Origin of the sequence: Bradyrhizobium sp. RP6 (assembly GCF_003837805.1) — a bacterium.
GTDB lineage: Bacteria > Pseudomonadota > Alphaproteobacteria > Rhizobiales > Xanthobacteraceae > Bradyrhizobium.
On record NZ_RQIT01000008.1, the window covers coordinates 1 to 18,590 of the forward strand.

An 18,590-nucleotide genomic window follows, 5' to 3' on the forward strand; every position below is an offset into this window, starting at 1 on the left:
CGCCAATCCGCCTCAGCACAGCGCTACCTTTGCCTCGCCGCGACACCAGCGCATCTGCGAAGCTCGGTTGTCCCACCTGTCGATATGCCATCCCAATCCGCCTCCAACGACAGATCCTAGAGAATCGCAAAATTCCCCTTTGTGCAAAGCCCTCGCTTGCGGGAGAGGGGTGAGGAGAGGGTGTCTCCGCATTGGGATTCCCTTCGAGGAGAAAGCCCTCACCCGCGCCTGCGGCGCGACCTCTCCCGCAGGCGGGAGAGGTAACGGCGAGACCACCGTCAATATTTCGCCGGCACGTACATCTCCGGCGGAACCGGGCCTCGCTGATAGTCGGGGTTGCGGACGCGCGGCGGCAGCGTCACGGGAGCCCGCAGCACCTCCTGGTACGGGATCTGAGTCAACAGATGCGCGATGCAATTGAGTCGGGCGCGCTTCTTGTCCACGGCATCGACGATCCACCATGGGCTATCCGGCAGATGCGTGTACTCCAGCATCGTCTCCTTGGCCTTGGTGTACGCCTCCCAGCGACTGCGGGACTCGACGTCCATTGGGCTCAGCTTCCACTGCTTCAAGGGATCCTTGATCCGCATGGTGAAGCGGAACTGCTGCTCGTCGTCGGTGATCGAGAACCAGTACTTGACCAGGATGATGCCGGAGCGGATCAGCATGCGCTCGAACTCCGGTACCGTCTTGAAGAACTCCTGATATTCGTCCTCCGAGCAGAAGCCCATCACGCGCTCGACCCCGGCGCGGTTGTACCAGCTACGGTCGAACAGCACGATCTCGCCGCCGGCCGGCAAATGCGCGACGTAGCGCTGGAAATACCATTGCGTGCGCTCGCGCTCGTTCGGCGCCGGAAGCGCCGCGACGCGGCAGATGCGGGGATTGAGGCGCTGGGTGATGCGCTTGATCACGCCGCCCTTGCCGGCGGCGTCGCGGCCCTCGAACAGCACCACGACCTTCTTCCTCTCGCTCTGCACCCAGTCCTGGAGCTTGATCAACTCGCCCTGGAGGCGAAGCAGCTCCCGGAAATAGAGCCTGCGATCGACCGTCGGTCTCAGCGTTCCGGTCTCGTCGAGGAGCTCGTCGAGCCGGGCATCATCCAGCTCCATCTCCAGTTCCTCGTCGAGATCGTCGGCCATTTCCTGGATGATGCGCGCGCGCTTGGAGATCTCGGATTTGCGATCGGCTGCGGTCATGGGTGCTTCTCTCGGCTCGAATACCAGTCACAACGACCATCGGCGGGGTTTGTTGCGACCATGTGACAACGTGGGACGCAGGTCACACCGGCAGCGCGATCGAATATTTCACCTGGCTGAGCGCAAAGCTGGACTCGATCGAGGCGATGCCGTCGAGCCGGGTCAGCTTGGTCTTGAGGAATGTCTCGTAGGAGGCGAGGTCGGCGGCGACGACGCGGAGCAGATAGTCGCGATTGCCGGTCATCAGATAGCATTCGAGCACCTCGTCCCATTTCGAGATCGCGCGGGCGAAGCGATTGAGGTCCTCTTCCTTCTGCCGCGCCAGCTTGATCGAGATGAAGACGCTGACATGCAGGCCGAGCGCCTTCTGGTCGACGGTCGCGATGTAGCGGCTGATGACGCCGCGTTCCTCCAGCAACTTGACCCGGCGATGGCAGGGCGAGACCGAGAGCCCGACCTTGTCGGCGAGTTCCTGCATGGTCATCCGGCTGTCGTTCTGGAGATGGCTGAGAATCTTCCGGTCGATGGCGTCGAGCTCTGGCATTGCGATGGAACCTGGGTCAGGAGGCGTCTGATTGGTAAAATATCCCAATAACGGCCGGTATGGCGCGAAATTTTGAGAAGTTTGGCGCCGCCCGCGGGCGTATGATCGGTGCTTATTTCCCGGAGCATCGCCATGCCCGCTGACCCCGTTCGCCTCGACACCCTGACCGCGCTGGCCCGCAAGGCGCTGTGGCTGTCGTCCTGGACCATCCACCACGCCAACCACATCCGTTCCAATGCGGATGGCCTCAAGGTCGGCGGCCACCAGGCCTCCTCCGCCTCGCTCGCGACCATCATGTCCGCGCTGTACTTCCACGTGCTGCGCCCCGAGGACCGCGTCGCGGTGAAGCCGCATGCGAGCCCGGTGTTCCACGCCATCCAGTATTTGTTCGGCCGCCAGAGCCGCGAGAAGCTGGAGAACTTTCGCGGCTTCAAGGGTGCGCAGTCCTATCCGTCGCGCACCAAGGACGTCGACGACGTCGATTTCTCCACCGGCTCGGTCGGCCTCGGCGTCGCGCAGACGCTGTTCTCTTCGCTGGTGCAGGACTACGTCAAGGCGCATGGCTGGATGAAGGACCGCCGCGAGGGGCGGATGATCGCGCTCGTCGGCGACGCCGAGATGGACGAGGGCAACATCTTCGAGGCTCTGGCAGAGGGCTGGAAGCACGGCCTGCGCAACACCTGGTGGGTGGTCGACTACAACCGCCAGTCGCTCGATGCCGTCGTGCGCGAAGGTCTCTGGGAAAAGTTCGAGACCATGTTCCGCAATTTCGGCTGGGACGTGGTGATCGTGAAATATGGCCGCCTGATGCGCGAGGCGTTCGCGGAAGCTGGCGGCGAAGCCTTGAAGCGCTGGATCGACAACTGCCCGAACGCGCTCTATGCGGCGCTGTGCTTCCAGGGCGGCGCGGCCTTCCGCAAGCATCTGCACGACGAGATCGGCGACCAGGGCCCGATCACGAAGCTGATCGACAAGCGCAGCGACGAGGAACTGCTCGCGCTGATGTCGAACCTCGGCGGCCACGACATGGCGAGCATGCTCGAGGCGTTCGACTCCATCGATCACGATCGCCCGGTCTGCTTCATCGCCTACACCATCAAGGGCGTCGGCCTGCCGTTCCAGGGCCACAAGGACAACCACGCCGGCCTGATGACGGTCGCGCAGATGGAGAAGTACCGCGACAGCCAGAATATCCGGCCCGGGCATGAATGGGACAAGTTCGAAGGGCTGACGCAGGATACGGCGGAACTCGAAGCGTTCCTCGCGCGCGTGCCCTTCAACCGGGACGGCCGCCGGCTGACGGCTCCCGTCGTCGAGGTGCCCCAGCAGCTCGCCTTCAAGCCGTCGCCGCAGATGTCGACCCAGCAGGGCTTCGGCCTCGTCCTCAACGAGATCGCGCGCAGCGACAGCGAGCTGGCGAGGCGCATCGTCACGACCTCGCCCGACGTCACCGTCTCGACAAATCTCGGTCCCTGGGTCAACCGCCGCGGGCTGTTCGCGCGCGCCGAGAAGGCGGACTTGTTCCGCAGCGAGAAAATTCCCTCGACCTACAATTGGGACGCCTCGCCCAAGGGCCAGCATCTCGAGCTCGGCATTGCCGAGATGAACCTGTTCATCATGCTGTCCGCGCTCGGCCTGTCGCACCAGATCAACGGCGAGCGGCTGCTGCCGGTCGGCACACTCTACGATCCCTTCATCGAGCGCGGGCTCGATGCCCTGAACTATGCCTGCTACCAGGACGCCCGCTTCATGGTGGCGGCGACGCCGTCCGGCATCACGCTCGCGCCCGAAGGCGGAGCGCATCAATCGATCGCGACGCCCTTGATCGGCATGGCACAGGACGGGCTCGCTTCGTTCGAACCGGCCTTCGTCGACGAGCTCGCTGTCATCATGGCTTTCGGCTTTGAGCACATGCAGCGCGAGGCGGGCGAGGGCGGCTCGGTATATTTGCGGCTCTCCACGCGCAGCATCGAGCAGGCGCAGCGGATCATGACGCCGGAGCTGAGGCAGGGCATCACCGACGGCGCGTATTGGCTGCGCAAGCCGGGTCCGAATGCCGAAGTCGTGATTGCCTATACCGGCGCAGTCGCGCCGGAGGCGATCGAGGCCACCGGCTTCATCGGCGAGAGCCGCCGCGACATCGGCCTGCTCGCGATCACCTCGGCGGACCGCCTGCATGCCGGTTGGACCGCCGCGCGGAAATTGCGGCGCGACCGCCGCGGCGTGCAGCATCTCAGCCATGTCGAGAAGCTGCTGGCGCCGCTGCCGCGCGACTGCGGCATCGTGACCGTGATCGACGGCCACCCTGCCGCGCTCGGCTGGCTCGGCAGCGTCCGCGGCCATCGCGTCGAGGCGCTCGGCGTCGAGCAGTTCGGCCAGACCGGCGCCATCGCCGATCTGTATCGACACTACGGCATCGACGCCAACGCCATTATCGATGCGGCCGAAAGCCTCACCACCGGTGCGCCGGTGCTGCACCGGAAGATGGCGGTGTAGCGGCGGTAACCCGTCGCATGGGCCCCGGCTCTGCAGCGCATCACTGAACTGGACGATGCTTCGCATCGCCAGGGAAGTGCTGCGCTGCGTCCGGAGCACGAGACTGTTTGCGCTCGTTCCAATCTCGCGTCCCGGACAAGGCGCGACATGAAATGTCGCGACGCAGAGCCGGGAGCCAGGTTCTTGCGATTGATGGCCGCTTGCCTCGCTTCAAATCGCGTCACATATTCCGTCCGCCGCAACGCTGGCCCCGCATATGGCGGGTTCAATTACTGGCGCTTTCGTGCAAGGATGCCTGCCGAAACGCCCCCTCCAAGCCCCAAGAAGAGGTTAACGATGGTCAATCGCATGCAATTCTACATCGACGGCGCCTGGGTCGATCCCGCCGTCAAGAAGTCCACCGCCGTGGTCAATCCGGCGACGGAAGAGGCGATGTACGAGGTTGCGCTGGGCTCCAAGGCTGACGTCGACAAGGCTGTCGCCGCCGCCAAGCGCGCCTTTGCCACTTTCTCCCAGACCAGCCGCGAGGAGCGCGTCGCGCTGCTCAGCAAGATCATCGAGGTCTACAAGGGCCGTCTCAAGGAGATCGGCGCTGCCGTCTCCGACGAAATGGGCGCACCGCTGCCGATGGCGGAGAAGCTCCAGGCCGGCGCCGGCCTCGGCCATCTCATGACCACGCTCGACGTGCTCAAGAACTATCATTTCGAGGAGCCGGTCGGCACCGCCATGGTACTGCGCGAGCCGATCGGCGTGGTTGGCATGATCACGCCCTGGAACTGGCCGCTGAACCAGATCGCCTGCAAGGTCGCGCCCGCGCTCGCCGCCGGCTGCACGATGATCCTCAAGCCCAGCGAGTTCACCCCGACCTCGGCGCTGATCTTTGCCGAGATCCTGCATGAAGCCGGCGTGCCAAAGGGCGTGTTCAACCTCGTCAACGGTCTCGGTCCCGAGGTCGGCGCTGCCATGAGCGAGCACCCTGACATCGACATGATCTCGTTCACCGGCTCGACCCGCGCCGGCATCGATGTTGCCAAGCGCGCGGCACCCACCGTGAAGCGCGTCAGCCAGGAGCTCGGCGGCAAGTCGCCGAACGTCATCCTCGAAGGCGCCGATCTTCAGAAGGCGGTGACCGGCGGCGTGATGCACATGTTCAACAACTCGGGCCAGTCCTGCAACGCGCCCTCGCGCATGATCGTGCCGCTGTCGAAGATGAAGGAAGTCGCCGCGATCGCGAAGGCCGTCGCCGACAAGACCAAGGCGGGCGATCCGCGCGCCGAAGGCACCACGATCGGCCCCGTCGTCAACCGCGGCCAGTGGGACAAGATCCAGGGTCTGATCAAGAAGGGCATCGACGAGGGCGCGACCCTCGTCGCCGGCGGCCCGGGCCTGCCCGAAGGCGTGAACAAGGGCTTCTACGTCCGCCCGACCATCTTCGCCGACGTCACGCCCGACATGACGATCGCCCGCGAGGAGATCTTCGGACCGGTGCTGACCATCATCGGCGCCAAGGACGAGGCCGACGCGGTGCAGATCGCGAACGACACGCCCTACGGCCTCGCCGGCTACGTCACGGGCGCGACGGTCGAGGACGCCAAGCGCGTCGGCCGTCAGATCCGCGCCGGCAATGTCAACCTGCAGGGCGTGCCCAACGACCGCACTGCGCCGTTCGGCGGCTACAAGCAGTCCGGCAACGGCCGCGAGTGGGGCAAGTTCGGCCTCGAGGACTTCCTCGAAGTGAAGGCCGTCGCCGGCTTCAACGCGGCGTAAGCCGGACCGCCTGATCAAACATGACGCCGGAGCGGGCAACCGCTCCGGCGTTTCGTCATTGCGCGCCAACGGGTCCGGGCGAAGCCCGGCCCGATGACAGGCTCCGCGAAGCAATCCAGAATCTCTCAGCGCAGGCAGTCTGGATTGCTTCGTCGCAGGTGCTCCTCGCAATGCCGGAAGAGAGCGCCTATCCGCCCGCCGCGCCCTGCGTGTTTACATACAGCGCGTAGATCGACTGGCTCGCGGCCATGAACAGGCGGTTGCGCTTGACGCCGCCGAAGCAGAGATTGGCGCAGCGCTCGGGCAGGGCGATGCGGCCGATCATGACGCCGTCCGGTGCGAACACCACGACGCCGTCGAGCTCGGGATCGCCCATGCCCCAGCCGCACCAGAGATTGCCATCGATGTCGCAGCGCATGCCGTCGGGCGTGCCCGGACCTGCATCGATGTGAACGCGCTTGTTGGAAGTCGTGGTGCCGTCGGCCGAGACGTCATAGGCGAGGATCTTGCGGTTCGGCACGCCGCGGGATTCCACGACGTAGAGGATCTTCTCGTCCGGCGAGAAGCACAGCCCGTTCGGACCGAGCACGCCTTCGGCGACGATCGTTGCCTTGCCGGTCGCGGGATCGAGCCGGTAGACGTTCGGCTCGATCTCGGGTTCTGCCTTGTAGCCTTCGTAGTTGCCGAGCAGGCCAAAGGTGGGATCGGTGAACCAGATCGAGCCGTCGGACTTCACCACGACGTCGTTCGGCGAGTTCAGCCGCTTGCCGTCGAACGAGTCCATCAGCACGGTGATGCTGCCGTCGTATTCAGTGCGGGTCACGCGGCGGCCGCCGTGCTCGCAGGTGATCAGCCGCCCCTGGCGATCGCGCGTGTTGCCATTGGCGAAGTTGGAGGGCTTGCGGAACACGCTGACCGCGCCGGTCTCCTCCTCCCATTTGAGGATGCGCTGGTTCGGAATGTCGCTGCAGAGCAGATAACGCCCGTCGCCGAACCACACCGGCCCCTCGGCCCAGCGCAGGCCGGTCGTCAGCCGCTCCACGGCCGAAAGTTTCAGCCAGTATTTTTCGAAGCGGGGATCGAGCGCTTTTATCGCTGGATCAGGGTAATAGGTCGCCGGCCGCCAGCCTTGGTTATGGGACGAGGCATCGTTCATGTGCGGTTCTCGTTGTTGCGTTCCCTCTGTCCAAGTCTGCTAGCATCAGATATCCATGGCCGCAAATCGGCCGCTAGAGGTGAGGGAGAGATATGCCGCGCATCTTGATGACGGGAGCTTCGGGCGGAATCGGAACGCGCCTGCGCAAGCTGCTGCCGCCGCTCTATCCGGACCTGCTGCTGTCCGACCTCAAGCCGCCCGCCGATCTCGGCGCCAACGAAACGTTCAAGGCCGCCGACCTCGCCGATCTCGCTCAAGTTGAAGCGATCTGCGAGGGAGTCGACGGCATCCTGCATTTCGGCGGCTATTCGGTCGAAGGTCCTTGGAACGACATCCTCCAGTCCAATATCATCGGTGGCTACAATTTGTTCGAGGCCGCACGCAAGAAGGGCGTCAAGCGCGTGGTGTTCGCCTCGTCGAACCACGCCGTCGGCTTCTATCCGCGCCACCACAGGATCGGCACTGACGTCACCGCGAGGCCCGACAGCCGCTATGGCGTCAGCAAGGTGTTCGGCGAGGCCGTCGGCGCGCTCTACGCCGACAAGCACGGCCTGAAGGTGACTTGCCTGCGCATCGGCAATTTCGGCGACATGCCGCTCGACCAGCGCCGGCTCGCGATCTGGCTCAAGCCCGATGATCTCGTGCAGCTCTGCCGCATCGGGCTCGAACATCCCGACATCCATTTCGAGGTCTTCTACGGCGCCTCTTTCAACGAGCGCGCCTGGTGGGACAATCACCGCGCCTACGAGCTCGGCTATCGCCCGACCGGTCGCGCCGAGGATTTCCGTGAGCACGCGATGGCGGAGCAGGCCAAGCTGAAGTCGGACCCGGTCGGCGATTATTTCCAGGGCGGCACGTTCTGCAGCATGGAGTTCGATGCCGACCCAGGCCGCGTGATCGACTGGACCAAGCGTTAGAAGCGGCTCACCTGCCGAGCGTCAACAGCGGCTTGCCTGTCTCGACAATATAGGTCGCGAGCTCCGCCGCGTTTCCGCTGCCGAGGTTCGTCACCGCATGATGTACGCCGTGAGGAATAAGCAGCACCTCGCCGGCCTTCAGGATCACCGGCGGCCTGCCGTCGAGCCGATATTCCAGCTCGCCTTCGATCATATAGACGAGCTCTTCGCCCGGGTGACTGTGCCTGACGGCGACAACGCCCGGAGGAAAATCGACGCGGACCTGGACGACCTCGCGTCCGGGGACGCTCAGAGCTTCCTTCATGAGATGTGTGCGCTTGATGTCTCCCAGCCGAGGCTCTTCGGACCGGGCGGGGAGCGAAGCCAGGCTGGTTGCGGCGATCAGCGCCGCCGCAACGATGATTCCATATCTCTTCATGTGAATGGGCTTTCGGTTGTGCGCGACGTTGCGCTTGTGTCGATCAGGCGGCGGCCGCTGCCGCGGGTGTTGCGCGAAAGCTGATGGCCATGCGGTTGTAGGCATTCATCAGGCTGATCGCGATCGTGAGGTCCACGAGCTCACGCTCCTCGAATACGGCGCGTGCGGCCTGGTATGCCTCGTCATGAACGCCGGTCTCGGCAACCCGTGTCACCGTTTCCGCCCATGCCAGCGCGGCGCGCTCGCGCTCGTCGAAGAGGTTGCCGGCCTCGCGCCAGGCCTGCAGCAGCGCGATCTTCTCGATCTTCTCTCCCTTCTTGAGCAGCTCGCGCGTGTGCATGTCGAGGCAGTAGGCGCAATTGTTGATCTGGGAGACCCGCAGATAGACCAGCTCGATCAGCGTGGGGGAAAGGCGGCTCTGCAGGATGTAGCCGTAGACGCTACCTAGCGCCTTGATGCCTGCCGGCGCGATCTGGTTGTAGTCGAGACGCTTACTCATGTTCTTCTCCTTGAGGATGTTCCGCTGGACGGCAGTGGTCGGATCCTTCTCGCCGCTGTCGACGACGACACTGCGAGCAGCGCGAGCCCCGCCGAGGATGAATCGTATTCTCATGGCGGGGCTCCTGTTTCGAGTTCGGTTGTTGCGCTGTGACGCGAGTTCTCACCTGCGGATGGCGGCCTTCAGCGAGTCCGTGAACACCCAGAAGGAAGCAGCCAACAGGCCGACGTCCTTCAGCAGGAACTGTCCCGGTGCGACCGTGATCGCGGGCACCCCGAGCTCAGGCACGACGACGCCAGGCGTCGAGATCATGAAGCTCAGCGTCGTGACGAACAGTCCGGCCGAGAGAAGGCCGCCGGCTGCGGAATAGATCGGGCTCACCGACCGGAGCGCGATCAGAAGCCCGATGCTCAGTTCGACGAAACCGAGAAACGTGGAGAAGCCGCGGATCGAAAACAGCGCGTAGAACCAGCGCAACAGCGGGCTGTTTTCCACCAGGGGCACCAGCCCCTGCGCTTCGTAGTCGGTGAACTTCATCCCGCCGAACCAGGCGTAGATGATTGCAAGTGACGCATAGAGACCGATCCGGCTGACCGGTTCGGCGTAGGCGAGCAGGCGTTCAGACTGATCGCGCCAGCTGATGGTGCGGCTCAGCGCGATGGCTGAGGTGGACGGGTGGCTGATGATGCGTGACATGGTGATCTCCGTTTTGATGATGGGTTATCCGCTCACGCATTCAGGTGCGTGTGCAGGTTGTAGCGAGGGGCGGGAATGGCGCTCGAGAGCTTGTTCGTCATGGCGAGCCGCGCGCTCTCGTGGCGATCCCATGCGGACTTGTCGGCGAGCGCCGGGATCGTCACGACCTCGCCGAGATCGAGACCGGCGAGCGCCGCGTCCACCATGTCGTCGGCCGACATGACGATCCCGGCAGGCAGTTGGTGAACCGGTGTACCGGCGGTATCCCAAAACTCGGTCGCAGTGGCGCCCGGCAGCACGGCTTGTACGCGGATGCCCTTGCCGGCGAGCTCGTGAACGAGCGACTGGGTGAATGCGAGCACGAACGCTTTCGAGCCGCCGTAGACGCCGTTCAGCAGCTCCGGCGCGATCGCGACGATGGAGGCGATGTTGATGATGGTGCCATGGCCGCGTTCGATGAATCCGGGGACCGCCGCGTAGGTCAGGCGCGCCAGCGCGCTGACGTTGAGGCGGATCATGTCTTCCATTTTGTCGATGTCGGAGGCGATCAGCGGGGCTGAGGCGCCGACGCCTGCGTTGTTGACCAGCACCGAGACGGCGGGCTCGGTTCTGAGGAGTTGCTCGACACGGCGCAGGTCGGCCAGCGATGTGAGATCGGCTTCCACCGTCTCTACCTTGCGGCTGCTTTCGCTGGTGAGCCTGCGCGCCAGCGACGCGAGCCGCTGCCTGTTGCGCGCAACGAGGATGAGGTCGTGGCCGCGCTTCGCCAGGCGATCGGCGTAGATCGCGCCGATTCCGGTCGAAGCACCGGTGATGAGCGCAGTGCCTTTTCTGGTCTGGGTCATTTTCGTCTCCTTTCCGTTTCGGTGCGGAGAGGAATAGGCACTTCCGGAAATGAGGGATATCTGGCAAAATCGGGATCTATCCTTCCAGAATATGGAAGCGTCCCATGGATCGTTTTGAAAGCATGTCGGTGGTCTTGGCGGTGGCGGAGGCGGGCAGCCTGTCCGCCGCCGCGCGCCGTCAGAAAATGCCGTTGGCAACGGTGAGCCGGAAGGTGTCGGAGCTCGAGGAGCACCTGCGCACCAAGCTGTTTCACCGATCGAGCCGCGTCCTCGTTCCCACCGATGCCGGACGCTCCTACATCGCCGCGGCCAAGCGAATTCTTGCCGATCTCGCCGAGGCCGAGCGCGTTGCCTCCGGCGAATACACCACGCCGCGCGGAGATTTGAGTGTCACGACGCTCGTCGCACTCGGTCGCTTGTGCCTGCAGCCGATTCTAGCCGAGTTTCTTGCGGCATTCCCGCAAGTGGACGTTCAGCTCAACTTGCAGGACCGGACGCTCAATCTCCTGGACGAGCATATTGACGTCGCGCTTCGCGTCGGGGATCTCGCCGACAGCGGCCTGATCGCCTTGCGAGCGGGAGAAATTCGCCGCGTGGCCTGCGCCAGTCCGACCTATTTGGAATTGCGCGGGATACCGAAGTCTCCCGACGATCTCTCTGCGCATGACTGCATCAGCTATCCTCCGCTTCAGTCGCCGAACATCTGGAGGTTCAAACGTGGGCAGACCGAGTATGCGGTGCCCGTGCGGTCACGCTTCATTGCGAGCAATCTCGAATCGGCCTTCGACGCGGCACGCGCAGGCATCGGGGTTACTGTCGCGTTCTCATACCTCATCGCGGACCCGCTGCGGTCGGGAGAGCTCGTCGCACTTCTGCAGGACTTTCAGCCCCCGCCGCAACCGGTCAACTTCGTCTATTCGCCCAACCGCTTCATGCCGGCCAAGCTGCGAGCCTTTCTCGATTTTGCAGTACCGCGCCTGAGGGCGCGCCTGGCCGACATGCCCCGGGACGTGGCGTCGCGGAAGCAACGGGCGTAGCTGGGTCGGGCGCGCGCATCAGAAGTGCAAGTTGAGACGCAGTAGCGCCTGGTGCCGCTCGAACTGATCGAGGTTGAGGCTGCGAACGTCGCCGATCTCCTTGCCGGCAACCTGCATCTGCCAGGTGCCGGAGATGCCGACCTCCTTCGAGATGTTGTAGGAGAAGGTCGGGCCGGCAAAGACTGCGTCTCCCAAAAAGCGGTCGAGGGCGCCGCCGTCATAGGCCCGCGCGTAGCGTACGCCGAGGCCGAGCACGAGGTCGGGCTGCACTACATAGGAGATCGCGGCCTGGAGCTGCATCTCGGAATCGTGTCGCCAAAGATTGGTTAGGGTCTCGCGGGTCCCGCCGGTCCCGTACCAGACGTTGAAGGCCGCAAACAGCCTGTCCTTGACCAACTCGCGATCGAACAGCGCGGCAAACTCTGCGCCATATTGCGCGATGTGCATGCCGCTGGCGTCGTCGATCCGGCTCCAACCGGGCTGGGCGTGGAGTGTCAACCCGAATGGCGCGACGGCACGATCGACCAGCTTGTAGCGAAGTTCGAGCGCCGCCCCGCCGAAAGCGACGTCGCGATGATCGGCAAGGCCCGGAACGCCATTGATGTGCTGTCCGGTCAGTGCAAATCCGGGCGCGATCCGGAAGTTGTCCGAGACCGTGTATTTGACCTGATTAAGATTGGCCCAGGCTGCGTAAGTGCCGGAGCGCTTGCCGAACGCGCCGACATTCTCGAACTCGATCTCCATTTCGCCGGGCTTGCCGATGTCGGAGCCCATGCTGAAGCCGAAAATATGCTCGGTGTCGATATCCGCATGGGTCGACGGCAACCCGCCCGCCAGCTTGTTGATGCCGAGGCCTGGTGCGGAGCCGGGCCAGGGAGCGGCATATGCGAGGCTGCGTGCGCCCTCGTCGGCGGAGGCGGAGGCGCAGCTTGCCAGGTGACCGACGACGATGATCGCCGCCGCTATTGCGCCCGCGAAGCTCGATTTTCTCACCACGACAACCACCAACCTAAGCAAACCAAGGGCACTGATCGACGCAGGGGCTTTGGGTTCGCGCGCAATCCCCCTGCGATTGCAAGTCATTCGCAATAAGATTTCACAGTTTGGCGAGGGATGCAACTACTTGCTAATCATTCTTAGTTGCGTTCGATATCTTCCGCCGCAGGCGGCTCGAAATGCGAGGGAAGTCTGATGACGCACCCGTGCTGGCGGTCCGCGAAGTTCAGCTGCTTGCGCCATGAGAATTGGAGCTGCGCCGAGTTCCACCGATCCGCGCCGGAGAAGTCGGAAAACTGGAGCACTCCGCACGCGTTCGGGAGCCGTCGAGATCGGATGCAGGATCAATTTCGGGAGTTGAACCTGCGACCAGCAGTGCTGTGAGATGCTCGCTTGAAGAGGGGCCCGGCCACCAAGCCTCAGGCCTGCAACTCGGCTTATTGACAATCAGGGGGCTGGCCTTACCACGAGCGACAAAGCTGAAGGGAGCGACCTGATGACGAGTGGCTTGCGCAAGGGTTTGACCAGCTACGGCGATGCCGGCTTCTCGCTGTTCCTGCGCAAGGCGTTCATCAAGGCGATGGGCTACTCCGACGACGCGCTGGAGCGCCCGATCGTCGGCATCACCAACACATATAGCGACTACAATCCCTGCCACGGCAACGTCCCTGACATCATCGAAGCCGCCAAGCGCGGCGTGATGCTGTCCGGCGCGATGCCGTTCGTGTTTCCGACCATCTCGATCGCCGAAAGCTTTGCGCATCCGACCTCGATGTACCTGCGCAACCTGATGGCGATGGACACCGAGGAGATGATCCGCGCCCAGCCGATGGATTCGGTGATCGTGATCGGCGGCTGCGACAAGACGCTGCCGGCGCAGGTGATGGCGGCGATCAGCGCCGATCTGCCGACGGTGGTCATCCCCGTCGGCCCCATGGTGGTCGGTCATCACAAGGGCGAGGTGCTGGGGGCCTGCACCGATTGCCGCCGGCTATGGGCGAAATATCGCGCCGGTGACATGGACGATGCCGAGATCGAGGCGGTGAACGGGCGCCTCGCGCCGTCGGTCGGCACCTGCATGGTGATGGGCACGGCCTCGACCATGGCCTGCATGATCGAAGCCATGGGCCTGTCGCTGCCGATGAGCGCGACGATTCCGGCGCCGCATGCCGAGCGTTTCCGCCTCGCCGAGGCGAGCGGCAAGGTGGCCGCCGAGATGGCGAAGACGAAGGGGCCCAAGCCCAGCGAGTTGCTGACGCCTGGGTCTTTCAGGAATGCGCAGGTCGTGCTCCAGGCGATCGGCGGATCGACCAATGGCCTGATCCATCTGACCGCGATGGCGCATCGCTCGCCGCACCGGCTCGATCTCGCAGCCTTCGACCAGATCGGCCGCGAGGTGCCGGTGCTGGTCGATCTCAAGCCGTCCGGCGAGCATTACATGGAGCATTTCCATCACGCTGGCGGCGTGCCGAAATTGCTCGCGCAGCTCGGCGATCTCATCGATCTCGATGCCAGGACGATCACCGGCCAGACGCTGCGCGATGTCGCGGCGAATGCGGAGGACGTGCCCGGCCAGGATGCAATCCGCCCGCGCGACAATCCGATCAAGAAAGAGGGCGGCCTCGCCATCCTGCACGGCAATCTCGCCCCGCGCGGCGCCGTCATCAAGCAGTCGGCCGCGAGCCCGAAACTGTTGCAGCACACCGGGCGGGCCGTCGTTTTCGAATCCGTCGAGGACATGACCTTGCGGGTCGACGATCCCGATCTCGATGTGAACTCCGACGACGTGCTGGTGTTGCGCAATGCCGGCCCGAAGGGCGCGCCCGGCATGCCCGAGGCGGGCTATCTGCCGATTCCGAAGAAGCTCGCGCGCGGCGGCACCAAGGACATGGTGCGCATCTCGGATGCGCGCATGAGCGGCACCGCGTTCGGCACCATCGTGCTGCACATCACCCCGGAATCCGCCGTCGGCGGGCCGCTGGCGCTGGTGCAGAACGGCGACATGATTCGCCTCGACGTCGGAAGGCGCAGCATCGAGCTGCTGGTCGATGCCGCGGAACTGGAGCGGCGCCGCGTCGCGCTGAAGCCGGCCGCCGTGCCCGAGGAAACGCGGCGTGGCTACGCCTGGCTGTTCAACGAGACCATCATGCAGGCCGACGAGGGCTGCGACTTCGATTTCATGCAGAGGACCGGGAAGCAGACGGAGAAGCGTTGATCGGCCGCGCAAACGAGCGCTCGGATCGGCTGCTTCAAATTGCCGGCGGAGACAGGCCGCATCTGTCCTAGGTAACGACCTGCTCGATCCGCCACTGCGGGTCTTTGTGCAGGTAGCGGAACGGCGTGCCGTGGCTGTTCTTGAAATAGCTGCCACATAGTGCGTTTGCCATGGCTTGCATCACGGCGTCGTGGCAGACGAACAGGAGATTATCGTCGGGATGGCGCGCGAGCCACTCCGAGACGCAGGTCAGCGACCGTCCGACCATGGCGTCCCAGCTTTCGCCGTCGGCCGGCAGGATCGACACGAGACCCGTCGCGGATTTGACGCCGTGCTTGATCATAAGGTCGCGGACGGGGAGGCCTTCAAAGCTGCCGAAATCGAACTCGATGATGCCGTCGTCGATCGCGAGCGGCACCGCGATCACGTCCGCGATGATCTCGGCCGTCCGCGCCGCGCGTACCAGGGGGCTTGCGACGATGCGGCTGATGCCGACGCCGCGCAGCAGGTGCGCGGCCTCGCGCGCTTGTCGCAGGCCATCGTCGTTCAGCGGATTGTCGGTGCGGCCCTGGAATCGCCCCTCGCGATTCCAGTCGGTCGCACCGTGACGGAGGCCGTAGAACGTGCGCGCGGGCCTCGTCACTTCGACTTGCTCGTGAACTTCTTCACGGCGGTGCGGAACGCCTCCGTGTTCATCGCCATGATGATCTTGTGCTCCTCGGCATCCAGCTGCTGCTTCACCGGCGTGGTCGCGGCCTGGTAGACCAGCTGCTTGGTGCCGGCGACCGCGGCCGGCGGATTCTGTGCCAGCCGTTCGGCAAGCTGCCGCGTCGCGGCCTTCAGCTCGGTTGCGGGAACGGTCTTGGCGACCAGGCCCCATTCAGAGGCCTGCTGAGCGGTAAAATTGTCCTCGGCGAGAAAAATCTGCAGCGCGCGGCGCGAGCCCACCGTGCCGACGATGCCGACCGTCGAGCCGCCGTCCGGCGACACCCCGATCTTGGCATAGGCCGGCGTGAACTTGGCGTCGTCGGCGGCGATGCAGAGATCGGTGACGAAGGCGAGGCCCATGCCGGCGCCGGCGGCCGAGCCTTGCACGCTGGACAGCGAGATCTTCGGCATGCGCCTGATGATCTCGATGAAGGCATGATAGTGCTTGAGCAGCTCGCCGACGACGGGTGTCACCGTGCCGGCTTCGGCGGCGGCCCCGATCGTCTGCAGATCGCCGCCGGCGCAGAACGCGCGTCCCTCGCCTTCGAGAACGACGACGCGGATGTCGTCCGCGCCTTCGATATAGGCTGCGAGCTGTTCGAGCTTCTGCGCAATCGCAAGGTTGATCGCGTTGAACGCGGCAGGGCGGTTCAACGTGATGGTCGCGATTGGGCCGTCGATCCGCAGCAGGGCGGGATCACCAGGCGTTGAGACGGGAGCGGTCATTTGAAAAATCTCCGGCAGGAGGTCGAGACTCGAACTAAATCGCAGAAGGGCAGGGGTGACAATCCCCGGCCGCCGCTCTTGCGCCGGACGGAACGATCGGCTCAAATGGGGCTGCCTTCGTCAAGGGACGGACACGAGCGCCGGCTCCTCCTAAGGCCAGCAACCAGAACTAGCGAGAGAGGAGACGGCATGGGTTACGCTCGTGTCTTCCGGAAATGGGCTGTCCAATGACGGGCGGTCCGGTGATCATCGTTGGCGCCGGCCATGGCGGCTATCAGGCCGCGGCATCGCTGCGCCAGGCCGGCTTTTCGGAGCGCATCTGCCTGATCAACGACGAGGCGCATCTGCCCTATCAGCGCCCGCCGCTGTCGAAAGCCTACATCAAGGGCTCCGCGGGGCCGGAGAGCCTGATGTTCCGGCCAGAGAAATTCTATCAGGACCAGAAGATCGAGCTCATCGCCGGCCGCGCCGCCTCGATCGACCGCGCGGGGCGCAAGGTGCATCTCGCATCCGGCGAGACGCTGGATTACTGGCACCTCGTGCTGGCGACCGGCGCGCGCAATCGCCTGCTCGATCTGCCCAATGCCAATCTGCCCGAAGTGAAATATCTGCGCATCCTCGACGACAGCGAGGCGCTGCGCAGGATCATGCCCACCAAGAAGCGCGCCGTGATCATCGGCGCCGGCTTCATCGGCCTCGAGTTCGCCTCCACGGCCCGGATCAAGGGGCTCGAGGTCGACGTACTCGAGCTCGCCCCGCGCGTGATGGCGCGGGCGGTGACATCAGAGGTCTCGGAGTATTTCCAGGACCGCCACCGCGAGGCCGGCATCCGCATTCACCTCGGCGTGCAGGCCACCTCGATCGAGGCGGAGGGCGGTCAGGTCACGGGCGTTTCTTTAAGCGACGGCCAGCATCTGCCGGCCGACCTCGTCGTGGTCGGCGTCGGCGTGCTGCCGAATATCGAGCTTGCGGCGGAAGCGGGGCTCCCTGTGGCGGCCGGCATCATCGTCGACGAATATCTTGCGACGGCCGATCCAGACATTTCCGCGATCGGCGATTGCGCGCTGTTCGCGAGCCCGCGCTTCGGCGGATCGCTGCGGCTGGAATCGGTGCAGAACGCCACCGATCACGCCCGCTGCCTCGCGGCGCGGCTGACCGGCGACAGGAAGCCTTACGACAGTCATCCCTGGTTCTGGAGCGACCAGGGCGACGACAAGCTCCAGATCGCAGGCCTCACCACCGGCTACGACCGCGTCGTGCTGCGCGGAGACCCCACGAAGAAGGCGTTCTCGGCGTTCTGCTACAAGGGCGACAAGCTGCTCGGCATCGAATCGATCAACCGCGCCGGCGATCACATGTTCGGCCGCCGCCTGCAGGCCATGGATCGTTCGATCACGCCGGAGCAGGCCGCGGACGAGAGCTTCGACCTGAAGAGCGCGCTGGCGTGAGCGCTTAGCGCTCCAAAACCGCCGCCACCTCCGCCGCCGTCGGCATCGACGGCCCGGCGCCCATGCGCTGCACGCTGATCGAGGCGGCGGCATTGGCGAAGGCGAGCGCGGCGCGCAAGGGCACATCGTCGGCCAGTTGCGCGGCCAGCGCGCCGACAAAGCAATCGCCGGCGCCTGTGGTGTCGAGCGCCTTCACCGGGCGGCCGGGTACGGCAATCTCCTCACGCCCCGCGAGCGCGAGCACGCCGCGCTTGCCGAGCGTGACGCAGATGGTCTGGTCCTCGCGCGCCTGAAGTTTTCGCGCGACGTCGATGAGCTTTGCGGCCTCATCGTCGTCCGACAGCTCCGCGCCTGCGAGGACGCCGAGCTCGGTCTCGTTCAGCACGAGGATGTCGACGAGCGCGAGCAACTCGCTTGGCATCTTCTGCGCCGGCGCCGGGTTGAGCAGCGTCGTCGCGCCGGCCGCACGCGCGCGCTTGAAGAACGCGGCGATGGCGGGCAGCGGAATCTCGAACTGGCTGACGGCGACGTCGCCGGCGAGCAGCGGCACGACGTCGACATCGTCAGCGCCGACCAGCCCATTCGCTCCGGGAATGACGACGATGGTGTTGTCGGCCTCCGCCACCGTGATGATCGCCGTGCCGGTGTGGGCCTCCGCCGTCTCCACGGCATAGCCGAGGTCGATGCCCTGTTCGCCGAGAAAGGTCTTCAGCTCGGCCCCGAATGAATCCTTCCCCAGCCGTCCGACCAGCGTGGTCCGCGCGCCAAGCCGCGATGCCGCGACCGCCTGGTTCGCGCCCTTGCCGCCCGGAAAATACAGCACCTGGCGGCCGGCGACGGTCTCGCCGACCCTGGGATGGCGATCGGCGGTCGCCACCACATCCATGTTGATGCTGCCGGCGACGAAGACGCGTCCCATAGCA

The 18,590-nt window shown here is 64.8% G+C and carries 17 protein-coding genes; 6 read left to right on the top strand and 11 right to left on the bottom strand.

The annotated features are described in order from the left end of the window. Positions 1-278: 278 nt before the first annotated feature. Both ppk2 and EHH60_RS16970 read right to left on the bottom strand, forming a co-directional pair. Positions 279-1,199: a polyphosphate kinase 2 gene (gene ppk2 / locus EHH60_RS16965; RefSeq protein ID WP_124160602.1), complete on the bottom strand. Its 921-nt coding sequence runs from the start codon at positions 1,197-1,199 to the stop codon at positions 279-281. 82 nt (positions 1,200-1,281) lie between these two features. Then, positions 1,282-1,743 carry an Lrp/AsnC family transcriptional regulator gene (locus EHH60_RS16970; protein WP_028177825.1) on the bottom strand — a complete coding sequence of 154 codons (462 nt, stop codon included), beginning with the start codon at positions 1,741-1,743 and terminating at the stop codon, positions 1,282-1,284. A gap of 132 nt (positions 1,744-1,875) precedes the next feature. Here EHH60_RS16970 and EHH60_RS16975 point away from each other — a divergent pair, with 132 nt between their 5' ends. Continuing rightward, a complete protein-coding gene (locus tag EHH60_RS16975) occupies positions 1,876-4,239 on the top strand; it encodes a thiamine pyrophosphate-binding protein (RefSeq protein ID WP_124160603.1) in 2,364 nt (787 codons plus the stop codon). A 336-nt stretch (positions 4,240-4,575) separates the two neighbouring features. Then, a complete protein-coding gene (locus EHH60_RS16980) occupies positions 4,576-6,006 on the top strand; it encodes an aldehyde dehydrogenase family protein (protein ID WP_124160604.1) in 1,431 nt (476 codons plus the stop codon). A 187-nt stretch (positions 6,007-6,193) separates the two neighbouring features. Here EHH60_RS16980 and EHH60_RS16985 read toward each other — a convergent pair whose 3' ends face one another. Beyond that, positions 6,194-7,162, bottom strand: coding sequence for an SMP-30/gluconolactonase/LRE family protein (locus EHH60_RS16985; RefSeq protein WP_124160605.1), 969 nt, complete (start codon positions 7,160-7,162; stop codon positions 6,194-6,196). A gap of 92 nt (positions 7,163-7,254) precedes the next feature. On the opposite strand from EHH60_RS16985, the gene EHH60_RS16990 reads away from it, so the two are divergent. Next, entirely contained in the window at positions 7,255-8,079 is an 825-nt protein-coding gene (locus EHH60_RS16990) for an NAD-dependent epimerase/dehydratase family protein (RefSeq protein WP_124160606.1), read from the top strand. 7 nt (positions 8,080-8,086) lie between these two features. Here EHH60_RS16990 and EHH60_RS16995 read toward each other — a convergent pair whose 3' ends face one another. From EHH60_RS16995 to EHH60_RS17010, 4 genes are all read right to left on the bottom strand, one after another. Continuing rightward, positions 8,087-8,497 carry a cupin domain-containing protein gene (locus EHH60_RS16995; RefSeq protein WP_124160607.1) on the bottom strand — a complete coding sequence of 137 codons (411 nt, stop codon included), beginning with the start codon at positions 8,495-8,497 and terminating at the stop codon, positions 8,087-8,089. Between the two features lie 43 nt (positions 8,498-8,540). Beyond that, the gene (locus EHH60_RS17000) at positions 8,541-8,996 is read right to left on the bottom strand and encodes a carboxymuconolactone decarboxylase family protein (protein WP_124160817.1); all 456 of its coding nucleotides are present in this window, start codon (positions 8,994-8,996) and stop codon (positions 8,541-8,543) included. Between the two features lie 162 nt (positions 8,997-9,158). Further along, complete coding sequence (locus tag EHH60_RS17005; RefSeq protein ID WP_124160608.1) at positions 9,159-9,692, bottom strand: YkgB family protein; 534 nt, start codon at positions 9,690-9,692, stop codon at positions 9,159-9,161. A 32-nt stretch (positions 9,693-9,724) separates the two neighbouring features. Continuing rightward, a complete protein-coding gene (locus tag EHH60_RS17010; protein ID WP_124160609.1) occupies positions 9,725-10,537 on the bottom strand; it encodes an SDR family NAD(P)-dependent oxidoreductase in 813 nt (270 codons plus the stop codon). Positions 10,538-10,659: 122 nt separating this feature from the next. Here EHH60_RS17010 and EHH60_RS17015 point away from each other — a divergent pair, with 122 nt between their 5' ends. After that, positions 10,660-11,574 carry a LysR family transcriptional regulator gene (locus tag EHH60_RS17015; protein WP_349629071.1) on the top strand — a complete coding sequence of 305 codons (915 nt, stop codon included), beginning with the start codon at positions 10,660-10,662 and terminating at the stop codon, positions 11,572-11,574. A gap of 18 nt (positions 11,575-11,592) precedes the next feature. On the opposite strand, the gene EHH60_RS17020 is transcribed toward EHH60_RS17015, so the two are convergent. Next, a complete protein-coding gene (locus tag EHH60_RS17020) occupies positions 11,593-12,570 on the bottom strand; it encodes a DUF6662 family protein (RefSeq protein WP_245454511.1) in 978 nt (325 codons plus the stop codon). A 496-nt stretch (positions 12,571-13,066) separates the two neighbouring features. Between EHH60_RS17020 and EHH60_RS17025 the strand changes: the two genes are divergently transcribed. Next, positions 13,067-14,785 (top strand): IlvD/Edd family dehydratase, encoded by a 1,719-nt coding sequence (locus EHH60_RS17025; RefSeq protein ID WP_199751525.1) that lies wholly within the window; start codon positions 13,067-13,069, stop codon positions 14,783-14,785. Between the two features lie 67 nt (positions 14,786-14,852). On the opposite strand, the gene EHH60_RS17030 is transcribed toward EHH60_RS17025, so the two are convergent. Further along, positions 14,853-15,428, bottom strand: a complete 576-nt coding sequence (locus EHH60_RS17030; RefSeq protein ID WP_124160613.1) for a histidine phosphatase family protein — start codon at positions 15,426-15,428, stop codon at positions 14,853-14,855. Continuing rightward, a complete protein-coding gene (locus EHH60_RS17035; RefSeq protein WP_124160614.1) occupies positions 15,425-16,219 on the bottom strand; it encodes an enoyl-CoA hydratase/isomerase family protein in 795 nt (264 codons plus the stop codon). Before EHH60_RS17035 ends, EHH60_RS17030 begins: the two co-directional genes overlap by 4 nt. A gap of 227 nt (positions 16,220-16,446) precedes the next feature. Between EHH60_RS17035 and EHH60_RS17040 the strand changes: the two genes are divergently transcribed. Further along, entirely contained in the window at positions 16,447-17,667 is a 1,221-nt protein-coding gene (locus tag EHH60_RS17040; RefSeq protein ID WP_124160615.1) for an NAD(P)/FAD-dependent oxidoreductase, read from the top strand. A 4-nt stretch (positions 17,668-17,671) separates the two neighbouring features. Here EHH60_RS17040 and EHH60_RS17045 read toward each other — a convergent pair whose 3' ends face one another. After that, positions 17,672-18,586 carry a ribokinase gene (locus tag EHH60_RS17045; RefSeq protein WP_124160616.1) on the bottom strand — a complete coding sequence of 305 codons (915 nt, stop codon included), beginning with the start codon at positions 18,584-18,586 and terminating at the stop codon, positions 17,672-17,674. Positions 18,587-18,590: the final 4 nt, after the last annotated feature.

Coding starts and splice junctions, on each gene's coding strand:
- EHH60_RS16970 (WP_028177825.1), bottom strand. CDS start 1,743: ATGCCAGAGCTCGACGCCATCGACCGGAAGATTCTCAGCCATCTCCAG.
- EHH60_RS17025 (WP_199751525.1), top strand. CDS start 13,067: ATGACGAGTGGCTTGCGCAAGGGTTTGACCAGCTACGGCGATGCCGGC.
- EHH60_RS17005 (WP_124160608.1), bottom strand. CDS start 9,692: ATGTCACGCATCATCAGCCACCCGTCCACCTCAGCCATCGCGCTGAGC.
- EHH60_RS17015 (WP_349629071.1), top strand. CDS start 10,660: ATGTCGGTGGTCTTGGCGGTGGCGGAGGCGGGCAGCCTGTCCGCCGCC.
- ppk2 (WP_124160602.1), bottom strand. CDS start 1,199: ATGACCGCAGCCGATCGCAAATCCGAGATCTCCAAGCGCGCGCGCATC.
- EHH60_RS16990 (WP_124160606.1), top strand. CDS start 7,255: ATGCCGCGCATCTTGATGACGGGAGCTTCGGGCGGAATCGGAACGCGC.
- EHH60_RS17035 (WP_124160614.1), bottom strand. CDS start 16,219: ATGACCGCTCCCGTCTCAACGCCTGGTGATCCCGCCCTGCTGCGGATC.
- EHH60_RS16980 (WP_124160604.1), top strand. CDS start 4,576: ATGGTCAATCGCATGCAATTCTACATCGACGGCGCCTGGGTCGATCCC.
- EHH60_RS16985 (WP_124160605.1), bottom strand. CDS start 7,162: ATGAACGATGCCTCGTCCCATAACCAAGGCTGGCGGCCGGCGACCTAT.
- EHH60_RS17040 (WP_124160615.1), top strand. CDS start 16,447: ATGACGGGCGGTCCGGTGATCATCGTTGGCGCCGGCCATGGCGGCTAT.
- EHH60_RS17000 (WP_124160817.1), bottom strand. CDS start 8,996: ATGAGTAAGCGTCTCGACTACAACCAGATCGCGCCGGCAGGCATCAAG.
- EHH60_RS17045 (WP_124160616.1), bottom strand. CDS start 18,586: ATGGGACGCGTCTTCGTCGCCGGCAGCATCAACATGGATGTGGTGGCG.
- EHH60_RS16995 (WP_124160607.1), bottom strand. CDS start 8,497: ATGAAGAGATATGGAATCATCGTTGCGGCGGCGCTGATCGCCGCAACC.
- EHH60_RS17010 (WP_124160609.1), bottom strand. CDS start 10,537: ATGACCCAGACCAGAAAAGGCACTGCGCTCATCACCGGTGCTTCGACC.
- EHH60_RS16975 (WP_124160603.1), top strand. CDS start 1,876: ATGCCCGCTGACCCCGTTCGCCTCGACACCCTGACCGCGCTGGCCCGC.